This window comes from Pseudomonas sp. CFSAN084952 (assembly GCF_009648855.1).
GTDB classification, from domain to species: Bacteria; Pseudomonadota; Gammaproteobacteria; order Pseudomonadales; family Pseudomonadaceae; genus Aquipseudomonas; species Aquipseudomonas paracarnis.
Map to the genome: position 1 here is coordinate 3,249,165 of NZ_CP045767.1, position 12,323 is coordinate 3,261,487.

9 protein-coding genes are annotated in these 12,323 nt (G+C 62.4%); 1 reads left to right on the top strand and 8 read right to left on the bottom strand.

Annotation, left to right across the window (positions count from 1 at the left end):
• Positions 1-95 precede the first annotated feature (95 nt).
• The 5 genes from GH769_RS14380 to GH769_RS14400 all read right to left on the bottom strand — a co-directional run bounded on the left by GH769_RS14380 (position 96) and on the right by GH769_RS14400 (position 6,188).
• On the bottom strand, positions 96-1,628 hold the full coding sequence (locus GH769_RS14380) for an FGGY-family carbohydrate kinase (RefSeq protein WP_032902370.1): 1,533 nt from the start codon (positions 1,626-1,628) through the stop codon (positions 96-98).
• Between the two features lies 1 nt (position 1,629).
• Entirely contained in the window at positions 1,630-2,709 is a 1,080-nt protein-coding gene (locus GH769_RS14385; RefSeq protein WP_032902371.1) for an alcohol dehydrogenase catalytic domain-containing protein, read from the bottom strand.
• Positions 2,710-2,734: 25 nt separating this feature from the next.
• Positions 2,735-3,727, bottom strand: coding sequence for an ABC transporter permease (locus GH769_RS14390; protein ID WP_020301311.1), 993 nt, complete (start codon positions 3,725-3,727; stop codon positions 2,735-2,737).
• Positions 3,693-5,201, bottom strand: coding sequence for a sugar ABC transporter ATP-binding protein (locus tag GH769_RS14395; RefSeq protein WP_020301312.1), 1,509 nt, complete (start codon positions 5,199-5,201; stop codon positions 3,693-3,695). Before GH769_RS14395 ends, GH769_RS14390 begins: the two co-directional genes overlap by 35 nt.
• Positions 5,202-5,264: 63 nt before the next feature.
• On the bottom strand, positions 5,265-6,188 hold the full coding sequence (locus GH769_RS14400; RefSeq protein ID WP_014719049.1) for a substrate-binding domain-containing protein: 924 nt from the start codon (positions 6,186-6,188) through the stop codon (positions 5,265-5,267).
• Positions 6,189-6,482: 294 nt separating this feature from the next.
• On the opposite strand from GH769_RS14400, the gene GH769_RS14405 reads away from it, so the two are divergent.
• Entirely contained in the window at positions 6,483-7,184 is a 702-nt protein-coding gene (locus GH769_RS14405) for a sterol desaturase family protein (protein ID WP_020301314.1), read from the top strand.
• A gap of 5 nt (positions 7,185-7,189) precedes the next feature.
• Here GH769_RS14405 and GH769_RS14410 read toward each other — a convergent pair whose 3' ends face one another.
• The 3 genes from GH769_RS14410 to GH769_RS14420 form a co-directional block, all read right to left on the bottom strand.
• Positions 7,190-8,638 carry a hypothetical protein gene (locus tag GH769_RS14410; RefSeq protein WP_020301315.1) on the bottom strand — a complete coding sequence of 483 codons (1,449 nt, stop codon included), beginning with the start codon at positions 8,636-8,638 and terminating at the stop codon, positions 7,190-7,192.
• Positions 8,639-8,805: 167 nt separating this feature from the next.
• Positions 8,806-9,870: a lipocalin-like domain-containing protein gene (locus tag GH769_RS14415; RefSeq protein ID WP_020301316.1), complete on the bottom strand. Its 1,065-nt coding sequence runs from the start codon at positions 9,868-9,870 to the stop codon at positions 8,806-8,808.
• Entirely contained in the window at positions 9,860-12,322 is a 2,463-nt protein-coding gene (locus tag GH769_RS14420; protein ID WP_020301317.1) for an FtsX-like permease family protein, read from the bottom strand. Before GH769_RS14420 ends, GH769_RS14415 begins: the two co-directional genes overlap by 11 nt.
• Position 12,323: the final 1 nt, after the last annotated feature.

The window sequence follows — 12,323 nt, forward strand, 5'->3', positions numbered from 1 at the left end:
CTTGCCTGCGATAGCGGTGTATCAGCTCCCGATAAGGAGACTGACACTCCGCTATCGCAGGCAAGCCAGCTCCCACATTTTTGGACTGTGTTGAATCAGGTGGCTTGCAGGTTGTGCATGACCGGTTTCAGGGCCGGATACAGCTTCAGGTACTCGGCAAACGCCCGGTCATAGGTCATGACATTCTCCCGCTTGGGCTGCGCCCGCAATTGCAACTGCACCCAGCCGGTGTCCATCTGCCCATCACTCACCAGCCCCACCGTATGCGCCGCCAACAACGCCGCGCCCAGGGCTGCTTCTACCTCCTGCACGATGGTGTAGACGGGGTAGCGTGTGACATCGGCGATGATCTGCATCCATAGATCCGAATGGCTGGCCCCACCCACCACGATCAAGCGCGGGTCCAGGGAGTGCGCGCCTTGAGTACCCGCTTCGATATTGTGGCGCAGGGCAAAACTCACGCCCTCCAGCACCGCGCGGTACAGGTGAAAGCGGCTGTGGTAGAGGTTGAGCCCGACAAAACTGCCGCTGGCGCGGTCATCCCACACCGGGCTGCGCTCGCCCATCAAGTAAGGCAAAAACACCACGCCTTCGCTGCCTGCCGGAATCTTCATCGCGCTCTGCTCCAGCAGCGCCAGGCTGTCTTGCCCCGTGGCCTGGGCCTGCTGTTCTTCGGCCTGGCAGAACTGCTCGCGAAACCAGCTGACCGAGGCCCCGGCGGTGATCGCACCGCCGAAGATGTACAGGTCGCGGTGGCCGTTGTAGACGTGGGGCATGCTCACCAAACCGTGACGTGCATCCACCTGCTGGTTCAGATAGCCCCAGCACATGCTGGTGCCGATCATCGCCACATGATTGCCTGGCTGAGTGACACCCGCCGCCAGGGTCGCCATGGCCGCGTCCACGCCCCCAGCGAGGATCGGCGTGCCCGCCTGCAAGCCCAGGCGTGCGGCCCAGTCTGCAAGCAAACCACCCACCACCTCGCCGGAATACAGCAACCGCTCGGGCATCATCGACTGCGCGATACCCAACGCCTCCAGCATCTCGCCTGACCAGTTGCGCGCCGCCACGTCGTAGACACCACCGATATTCCCGGCGCTGCTGTGGTCCACCGCCAACTCGCCGGTCAGGCACCAATTGATGTAGCTGTTGGGCGGCAACAGGTAACGGGTATCCGCCCACACCTGAGGCTGGTGCTGCTTGAGCCAGAGCATCTTGGTGAAGCCGTAGTAGCTGTCCACCGAGTTGCCGGTGATGGCGAACAAGCGCTCCAGGTCCACATGCTCACGCACCCAGGCCACCTGCTCGCCGGCGCGGCGGTCCATCCAGATCAGGCACGGGTGCAGCGGCGTCATCTGCGCATCCACGGCAATGCCAGAACCGCCGTACAAACTGCTGATGCACAGCGCCTTGACCTGCGGCGCCGGCACCCCGGCCTTGGCCATGCACTGGGCCACGCAAGTCTCGACGGCATCCAGCCACACCTGCGGCCACTGCTCGGCCCAGCGCACTTTCGGGGTGTCCACCCGGTAGCCTTGGCTATGCTGGGCGATGATCGTGCCCTGGGCATCCACCAGCAGCGCCTTGGTGCTCTGGGTGCCAATGTCTACACCGATGACGTAGTCCATCTCAGAGCACCGGCTTCAACAGCACCTTGATCGACTTGGTCGAATTGGCCAGTTCAAACGCCTCGGCCCAGTCGTCCAGCGGGAAATCATGGGTGACGATGCCTTGGGAGGTGACCAGGCCACGCTCGAACAGGTCGATGGCGATCGGGTAGCAATACGGGCCCAGGTGCGCGCCGCGCACGTCGAGCTCCTTGCGGTCGCCGATGATCGACCAGTCCACACTGGTCTCGGCGCCAAACACGCTGAACTCGACAAAGCGCCCGAGCTTGCGGATCAGGTCCAGGCCCTGGGTGACGCCGGCCGGTGCGCCGGTGGTTTCGATATAGACGTCACAGCCGTAGTTGTCCGTCAGCCCGTTGATGATCTCGCGAGCGTTGTCACGGGCGGGGTTGATCACCACATCGGCGCCGAACTTTTTCGCCAGTTCCAGGCGCTCGTCGACCATGTCGATCACCACCAGTTTTTTCGGGGTCTTCAGCGCGGCGACCTGGACCATGCACAGGCCAAGGGTACCCGCGCCGGCAATCACCACCACGTCGTCGAGCTGGATATCGCCACGGTTGACGGTATGGATCGAGCAGGCCATCGGCTCCACCAGCGCCGAGTCTTCAAGGGACACCGATTCGGGGATCTTGTGCACGATGGCGGTCTTGGGAATGCGCATGTACTGGGCCATGCCGCCTTCGGCCACTTCGCGCTGGAAGCCGAAGATGTTGTGCACTTCGCACATCCAGTATTTGCCTGATTTGCAGAAGCGGCATTTGCCACACGGCACGATCTGTTCGGCGATGACCTTGTCACCGACCTTGACCTCAAAGTGCTCCTCGGCGCCCTCGCCGGCTTCGACCACGTAGCCGAAAAATTCGTGGCCCGGTACTACCGGCGCCTTGACCCAGGGGTTGTCGCCGCCCCAGAACATCGCCGCGCCCGAGTGGCACTTGCAGTCACTGGCGCAGATGCCGCAGGCGGCGATACGGATCACCAGCTCATTGGCACGCGCCTGGGGTTTGCCGATGCGCTCCAGGCGGTAGTCTTTCGGGCCGTGGCAGACGACGGCTTGCATGTGAGTGTGCTTGTCCATGTGTTCGGTCCTGTGTAGTGAAGTATTAACGATGGCGCTGACGGCTGATGAAAATCGCCAGCAAGATGATCCCGCCCTTGATCACGCTCTGGACGTAGGGCGACACGCCAAGCATGTTCAAACCGTTGTTCAACACGCCCAGCAGCATGGCGCCGAGCAAGGTGCCGATGATCACTCCGCGGCCGCCGGCAATCGACGCACCACCCAGTACCACGGCGGCAATCGCATCCAGCTCGAACGACACGCCGGCATTCGGCTGGCCGCTCATCAAGCGCGAGGTGAGCACCAGCCCGGCAATCGCGGCGGTGAAGCCGCTGATGCCATACACCAGCAGCTTGAAACGCGCCGCTCGCACCCCGGACAAGCGCACCGCTTCTTCATTGCCGCCGATGGCGTAGATGTAGCGGCCGATGCGGGTGTGTTGCAGCAGCACATAGGCCGCCAAGTAGGTGATCAGCATGATCAGGATCGGCACCTGCAGGCCAAACACACTGGCGCGACCGAAGAATGCGAACCACTCTGGCAAGCCGGAAATCGGATAGCCGTCGGTGTACATCAGCCCGAACCCACGGGCGATGCCCATGGTCGCCAGGGTGACGATGATCGGCGGCATATGCAGGTACGCCACGAACAGCCCGTTGCCGATGCCGAAGGCCACGCCCACTAGTAGCCCGACGCCAATCGCCAGGCCCGGCGGCAACCCGGCGACCATTAGCCCGGCGGTCAAGGTGCCGGACAACGCCATCACCGGCCCCACCGACAAGTCGATACCGCCGGTGAGAATCACGCAGGTCATGCCCACCGCGATGATGGCGTTGATCGACACCTGGCGGGCGATGTTGGAGAGGTTGCTGGCGGTGAGGAAAGTGTCACTGGCGAGGATCATCACCAGGGTCACCACCACCAGCCCGACAAAGGGATAAAACGCCGACGAACGCAGCAGCCGCGCCAGGTTCAGGCGCAACCGGCCGGTGCCGGCGGTGTTAATGGACGTATTCACTTGAGCCCCCTGTTGCATGGCGCATGACCTCTTGAGGATTGACGGCGGACGCTTCCAGTACTTTGACGATGGCGCCCTTGTGGAACACGGCGACGCGGTCGCACATGCCGATGACTTCGGGCAGCTCGGAGGAAATCATGATGATCGCGTAGCCCTGTTCGGTGAGGCTGCGCATCAACGCGTAGATCTGCGCCTTGGCCCCCACGTCGATGCCGCGTGTGGGTTCGTCGAACACCAGCACGTCGCAGTGGTGGTTGATCCAGCGGGCGATCACGACTTTTTGCTGGTTGCCGCCGCTGAGGTTCACCACAAGGCTTTCGCCACTGGGTGCCTTGATCGACAGCTGGCGCATCAGCGCTTCGACGCTGGCGCACTCGCGGGCCTTGTCGATCAGGCCCGAGGCGTGCTGATACTTGGGCAAATTGTTCAGGGAGATATTTTCGCGAATGCTGAAGGCGGTGATCAGCCCTTCGCTCTTGCGGCTTTCGGGGAGCAGGCCGATGCCGCAGGCCAGGGCTTGAGCCGGGTCATCGAGGCTGACTTTTTCCCCGCGCAGCCACACGTCTTTGCTCATCGTGGGCAGCGCGCCCATCATGCCCAGGGCCAGCTCGGTGCGGCCCGAGCCCACCAGGCCGGCGAAGCCCAGGATCTCGCCTTTGTGCAAATTGAAACGGTTGTGGGGGCCGTTGCGCACCAGCTGGATATCCTTGACCTCCAGCAGCAAGGGGCCGCGTTCGCTGCTGGGTTTGGGCGGGAAACTGCATTCCAGTCGGCGGCCGACCATCATCTCGACCAAGTGATCGATATCGCTGTCGGCCACTTCGGTAACGCCTGCATTGCTGCCGTCGCGCAGGACGCTGATGCGGTCGCAGACCTGGAAAATCTCTTCCAGGTGGTGCGAGATAAAAATCACCGCCACGCCTTGGCGCTTGAGTTCGCGCATGATCTCGAACAGCAACTCGGCCTCACTGGGAGTCAGTGTCGCGGTCGGCTCATCGAGCACCAGCAGGCGTGCATCCAGGGCCAGGGCCTTGGCGATTTCGACAAACTGCTGCTCGGCCACGCTCAGGTGCTTGACCGCGCAGTGCAGGTCAATGCTGACCCCGAGGCGCTGGAACAACGCCTGCGCGGCCTCGGCCATTTCGCGTTTGCGCAACAGGCCGAAGCGGTTGCTCAGCTCATGGCCAAGGAAGATATTTTCTACCGCCGTGAGGTAGGGAATCAGGCTGAATTCCTGGAACACAATGCCAATCCCGGCGGCAATCGCATCCCGATAGGTCGCAAATTGTCGGGCCTGCCCATCGATAAGGATCTGCCCTTCGTCCTGGTGCTCGACCCCGCCCAGAATCTTCATCAGGGTGGATTTGCCCGCGCCATTTTCCCCGAGCAAGGCGTGGATTTCGCCGCGCTCCACTTGCAGGTTGATGGCCTTGAGGGCCTGCACCCCAGGGTAACGCTTACAGATGTTTTCCAGCTTCAGAAGACTGCTCATACCGCCGACCTCGCACTCAGAAGGAAGACCTGGGCCCCACGAACTACGCGGGGCCTGGGGGGTTTACCAGCTGAAGTCCTTGGCCTTGGCCTGGTCGATCAGGGTGATGTCCACCGGCACGCTGGCCGGTACTTGGGCGCCCCACTTCTTGGCCAGGGCAATGCCCAGGGCGAGGCGGATCTGGTCGCGGGGGTATTGGGCCGAGGTGGCGATGAAATGGCTGCCGGGTTTCTGGATCGCCTTGATCGCTTCCGGCGCACCGTCGACGCTGACCAGCTTCACGTCCATACCGCTGGCTTCGATGGCCGACAGCGCGCCGAGGGAGCCATTGTCATTCACGCTGAAAATGCCCTTGAGGGTAGGCTGGGCCTGCAACATGTTTTCGGTGACGGTCAGGGCCTGATCGCGTTCCTGTTTGCCGTTCTGGATGCTGACAATCTTGATGTCCGGGTGCTTGGCCACCGCCTCTTTGCAGCCGCGCACACGTTCGAGGATCGGCACCACGGCGATGCCGTCAAGGATAGCGATATTGCCTTTGTCACCGATGGTTTTAGCCAGGTACTCACAGGCCTGGAAACCAGCGTCGAAGTTCTTCGAGCCCACGAACGAATCCAACGGGCCATCTGCCTGGGCATCCACCGCCACCACTACGACGCCGGCAGCATGGGCCGACTTGACGGCCGATTGCACGCCGACCGAATCAGTGGGGTTGATCAACAGGATGTCGATGCCCTTTTGCAGCATGTCTTCGACATCACTGACCTGCTTGGACACGTCGTGGCGGGCGTCAGTGATGATCAACTTGGCACCGATGGTCGCGCCGGCTTCTTCCAGGGCGTTTTTCATGGTGACGAAATAGGGGTTGTTGATTTCCTGGAACGAGGCGCCGATGCGGATGGGCTTGGCGGCGTCGGCAAACGCGGGGGTCGCGCTGCCCAGGGTGATGCTGGCAGCCAGTAAACACAGGGTTTTTGGGAGCATTTTCATGGCGTGGGTCTCTGTTTTGTTTTTATTTTTAGAGCAAATGTTATCGTTAACATTTTGCCAGAAGCTAACAATTAATTCAGACCTGTGCAAGTCTCCACTGGTCGGCCTCGGGCAAAAATATGTGAGCTGGCTTGCCTGCGATGGCGCAGTGTCAGTCTACTTATCTGGCCCTGATACACCGCCATCGCAGGCAAGCCAGCTCCCACAGGGGGATGCGGTGGTCAGTAAAAACTCGCACATCCGCTTACGCCAACTAAGCTCAGCCTCAAATAAAAACACAGCGAGCAGCCGGCCATGCCCCACCCGACCGAGACTTTCCGCGACCGTTACCGCGCAAGCGTCAACCCGCGTTACAACCCCTGGCTGCACGCCGCATTCGTGCTTGGCTACGGCATCGCCTGCATCACGCTGGCCTGGTCCTCCACCGCCGATATCACCGCCCTGCAGTGGCTGACCGTGCCCCTGACCCTGCTGTTCTTCAACCTGTGCATCTACCTCGTGCACCGCCACCTGGGCCATCACAAACATGCATTCGCCCGGCTGTTCTACGCACGCCACACTGGCGACCACCACAGCTTCTTCACCCCTGATCACATGACTTACGACAGCCCCCGGGACTGGCGCGTCATCCTGTTTCCAGCCTGGCTGATCGTGCTGCACAGCCTGGCCATCACCCTCCCAGCCTGGTGGCTGCTCAGCCAACTGAGCCCCAACGTTGCCGGGTTGTTTGCAGGCTGCATGATCCTTGGCTACCTGCTCTACGAAGTGTTCCATGCCTGCGAACACCTGCCTGCCGAACACCCGGTGGCACGCCTACCGTGGATTCGCCAGATGCATCGCCTGCACGCCTTGCATCACCGTCGTGAGCTGATGCAGGGACGTAACTTCAACATCGTGCTGCCGTTGATGGACTATCTATTTGGCACTTTGCATTGGGAACCCGCGGTAAAAAAAAGGGGCAGTCCAACTGGACTGCCCCCCGCTTCACACACATAGATCAATCAGCGCACGATAGTCTGGCTGCAGATGTGGCCGAGGCTGACGTATTGGACGGTATTGCCACCCACGCCCACACCAGGGAACTCCCTGAGCTCGATGCGCCAGCCGCCCTCGTTGAACCAGGTTTCCCAGTTGTAGGTCTGGCCCGAGGCGCTGTCCGGGTAGCGCACTTTGTAGTCCCCAGAGCAGGTGCCCAGCGCGACATTCCCCGAGGCCGCGCCGGTGATGCCAGTCTTGGCCTCATAGTCGACCCAGTTGTAAGTGGCGCCAAAATGCTTGTCGACCCGCAGTACAGGAGTGACGCCGCGCAGGGGCTCGCCAGTGCTGTCTGACCACTGGGTGCTCCAGCTCAGATTGCGAGCCGCCTGGGTGGCCAGTTGGAAGATCGAGCTGGGAATCCGCACCACGTTATCGCCGTTCACATTGTGCTGGTTCAGGCGTGGCGCCGAGCCGAGGGTCAGCTTGTATTGAGCCTGAGGGTTCAATGCCACCGCCGGGTTGGCCCGCACGCGCACCTTGACCGTGTAGCCCGGCGTCAGGTTGGGATAGGTAGAAGTAGAGCCCTGCGGGACTTCCACCCACTGGGTGCCATCGAACCGTTCGAAGATCCACTGGTTACGCGTGCCCGCACCGTCATCGCCCAGGAACATGCCCACACCTTGGCCACGCAACGAGACGAAGGAGAAGTAATCCACGTCATTGACGCTGTCGAGGTTACCGGTCACCTGGTTCAAGGCATCCGGCAGCGCGAACGCGGTTTGCTCAGTGTCGTTGGGCTCGTAGGCATCAATATTGCTGTCCACTGCCACACCGAAACTGAACTGCGAGTTGCTCGCGGCATTGGCCACCATGAACCAGTAGTAGTCACCAGCCGGCAACACGCCGTTGAGGTATTCATCGGCACTGCCGGGGTTATCCGAGGTGCCCAACGGCGTCAGGTTGCCTTGGCCGTCGTCATGGAACAGCGTCAACGACATATCCGTGCCGGCACTCTGGTTCAGCAGCTGCACCTGGATTCGCGCGTTTTTCGGCAGGTTGAAGTGGTAAGCGATTTGCGCGCCGGTCTCCACACCGGTGAGAGTGTAAAGCGTGTTGATATCCAAGGTGGGAAACAACGGCGTGAAGGCTGCAACCGCGGCCTGTTTCATGTGCGCCGAGTCAGGTTTTTCCAGCTGGCCAACCGGGGAGTCGATCGCCACATTACCGACGGCTGCCTTGCTTTTTTTGACGACGTTGGACTGCCCGGTCTTGGCGGCATTGAGCTTTTGCTTGAGCTCGCCCGAGACGCTGGCCTTTTCCAGCGTACCGCCAGGTTTCAACGCTTTGTCCACGGCCTGCTTGACCGCCTGCGCGCTGAGTTTTGCCGGGGTTTGCTCGGCCAGGGCAAAGGCCGAAACGAAGCAAGAGGCCGCCATGGCCGCGCCCAGAATGAAGGCTTTTTTCGATTTCATTTTTTATCCATCCATAGTTAAAAAATTGAAGCTCAGGTAACCGGTGACATCCGGTCACCTGGGATGGACTGTAGGACAATACTGTATGCATGTACAGTATTTTTTAAAAAATCTGTGGGAGTATTACCCGTCGAGTCGTAGGGAAAAATTAACTCAGCTGTAGCCTCCTAGTAGCCCGTCATCTCCAAATACCCCACCCCACCCTCAAACCGCACCGGCCCTTCCCAGTACGGAATACCCAGGTCCATCCACGCCTTCGGGTTGACGGCTTCGGTGGTGATGTCCAGCTGTTTGCCGGGAATTTTCAGCGACCAGCGTGTGGGAATGTTGCGCCCGTCGATGGCCGTGGTGGTCAGCGGTGTGAGTTGGATGTCGCTGTTGTGCAAGGTCTGGGTGTGGCCCTGGGCGTCGATCCAGGTGCCGGTGAGGTAACCGTCGCTGTCTTTCTGCCGCACGCGAAACAGCATCAGTTGCGCGCCGCGGTCCAGGTGCAGGGAGAACCAGTCCCAGCCGGTCTGGCTGGCGGCCAGGGGTTGGCTGCTCCACTCGCGGTCGAGCCAGGCTGGGCCGCTGACCTGGTAGGTATGGCCGTCGAGGCTGACGCTGCCGTTGGCAGTGAAAAACGGCTGGCTGTAGTAGTACGACGCCTGGCCCTGGTCGGATTTGCGGCTGTAGCCATGGTCGCCTTGCAGCACCAGCGGGCGGCTGGAGGTCAGGTGCAGATCGTAGGCAAATTGCGCGCCACTGGCCTTGAGTCGCATGTCGGCCAAGGGGCTGGCGGTGCCGGGGCGGCTGGCGAAGTTCCAGTCGTCGATCCAGGCGTTGAATGGCTCTGCCTGAGCCCCAGCCTGGCCGACGCCACCCCGAGCCAGGCGTTCGGCGGCGTAGTGCCGGGTGGCCGAGGTGACGGCGGCGTGGCCGAGCCACACGGTTGAATCGCGCCAGCCCGGTTGGACGGGACCGGCCTTCAATGCGTTGCGAAACAGCGTCCATTGCACGCCGAAGACATTGCCTTCGTCATCCTTGAGGTTGGCCGTGACGTACCACCATTCGATACGAAAGCCGTCATGGGGCCCGTGGTCCTCGGGAAAGCTGAAGACTTTGCCGGGCACCACCTGGGCAAAGTCCGCCGCATCGCTGCCCAGCCCGGCGAAACTGTCCTCGGGTGCGGGCGCCTGGTCGCAGCCGCTCAGCAGTAACCAGGCGATGCACGCCAATGCCTTAATCTTCATGGGCGAACGTCCTCAACAAATCCGCCGGGCGGCTGCGGTACAGCTGCCAGAGGGGCCAGGCCGACGCGAGCAAGGTGGCAAGCATCGCCAGCCCCAGCAATTGCGCAAGCTGCCCGGGGAATACTTGCAACGGCAGGCGCCAGCCGAAGGCCTGCACGTTGATCACCGCATCCAGGCACCACGCCAGCAACAGCCCCAGCGGCAACGCCAGGATCAATGTGAGTACCGCCAGCAGCCAGGTCTGGCCGAGGTTGAGCAGCATCAATTGTCGGCGCGTCACGCCCAGCGCCCACAGCGGCGCGAGTTGGCCGAGGCGGCTTTGGCTCTGGGTCAGCAAGCTGATGAACAATGCCACGCCGGCGACGCCAAGGGTCAGGCTGTTCAACGCCGCGGTGGCGGCGAAGGTGCGTTCGAAGACTTGGCTGGACCACCCTTTGAGTTGCTGTTGATCGACGATGCGGCTGTCTTCCAGGGCGAACTCACGCTGCACTTCACGAATCAGCGGCGGCACGTCAGCGGGCGCCACCCGCAGGTTGAAGCGCGCCGGTGAGAGCGTCGGCCAATGCGCCAACAGGTGCTGGACATTGACCAGCAGATGGCCCTTGGGGTTGCCGTAGTCGGCATAGATGCCGACGATCTTCGGCGCCCAGGTGCCCTGCGGAGTGGGGATGGACACCGTGTCGCCCAGTTGCACCTTCAGGCGTCGCGCCAGTTGTTCGCTGAGCATCAGGCTGTCGTCTTGCAGCAAGCGGTCCCAGGGCGCGTCCACCGCCTCCAGCAGCGGCCAGTGTTGACGATAAGTGGGGTTGTCGACCACGCCGAACACCTCCGCGGGCCAGCCTTGCAGTTGCACCGCCACCTGCCAGGCGGGCAATACGGCCTGCACCAGGGGCTGACGGGTCAACCACGTTTTCAGTTGCTCGGCCTGCTGCGGATTTTGCGGGTTGAGGTACAGCTCGGCGGTGAGGCGTTGCTCCAGCCAATGGGTGAAGGTCTGGCGAAAGCCCGAGGTCATGGAGCCGGCGCCGATATTCGCCGCCAGGGCCAACAGCAACGCCATCAGCGCCAGGCTCAAGGCCGGCAGTTGTTGGCGGCAATCGGCCAGGAACCACTGGCCCAGTACCGAGCGACTACGCCCCAGCACGGCTTTCAATAACCCATTGAGCAGCACCGGTAGTGCCAACGCCGCGCCCAACAGCAAGGCCGCCATCAGCACAAACCCGGCGGCCAGGCTATCGCCCAGCCACAGTGCCAGCAACGCGATCAGCAAGGCGGCGGATGCCACCCAGCCCTGGCGCCGCAGCCAGCGCCCATGGGCTTGATGCCAGGCTTGGGCGTTGGCCAGCGCGAGTAACGGCAAACGCGCTGCGCGCCACAGGCTGCTGGCTCCGGCGAGCAACGCGCCGAGCAGGCTCACGCCCAGGCCGGCCAGCCACCACCAGGGGCTCAAGTTCAATTGGCCAGCGACTTCGGCGCCGTACAGGCCACGCAAACTGGCGGCGACATCCGGCAGCAACAGGCTGGCCAGCAGGTAGCCGCTGGCGATACCGAGCACACCGCTCAACACCGCCAAACACCCCAATTCAATGCCCAGGCTCAGGATCAACATGCGTGCGCTGACCCCACAGGCGCGCAAGGTTCGCAGCAGGCCACGGCGCTGTTCCAGGGCCAGGCCGATGGCCGCATGCACGATAAACAACCCCACCACAAAGGATAAAAAACCCACCGCATCCAGGTTCAGGTGAAAGCTCTCGGTGAGGCGTGACAGGTTGTTGTCCTCGCCCTGCTTGAGTTGCAACGCGGCGGGTGGCGCGGGGTGGCGGGCGGCGAAGGTGTTGTCCAACAGTAAGCGCGACAGGCGCCCGGGCATGTTGAGCAGGGGTTGGGCAAAGCCGATATCGGTCAGCAGCAGGCCGGGCGCCATATCGGCCTGTACCTGCAACGGTGGCAGGCGTTGCCCGGTGGACGTCAGCGGCTGCTCGCCCGCCTGCAACCCCAGCGCCTCTAACGTTTGCGCAGCGACCCAGGTACGCCCCGGCGGCTCGAAAAACGCCAGCATCTGCGCCTGGCTCAAGCGTTGCCCCGCCACGCTGCCGCTGCCGGGCAACGACACAGGGTCGATGCCCATCAATTGCAGACGCTGTTGCTCATGTCCCTTGAGCACCACCCGCCCCTGCACCACCGGGGATACCGGCCAGCCGGCGCGGCGCAGCTCGGCAAACAGTGCCTGGGGGAAACTGGCGGCGTCCGGCGCAACCAGGCTGGCTTGGGGTTCGCCACCGATCAATTGGCTGGCGCGTGCGTAGCTGTCCCGCGCCTGGCTGTTGAGGGCCTGCACGCCGGTCAGTAGCGCGGTGGCCAGCCACAAGCCGGTGAGCACGCTGAAAAATTGCACCGGATGGCGCCGCCAGTGGCTCAGCAATGCGCGTAGCGTCCAGTAAAACAGCGCCATT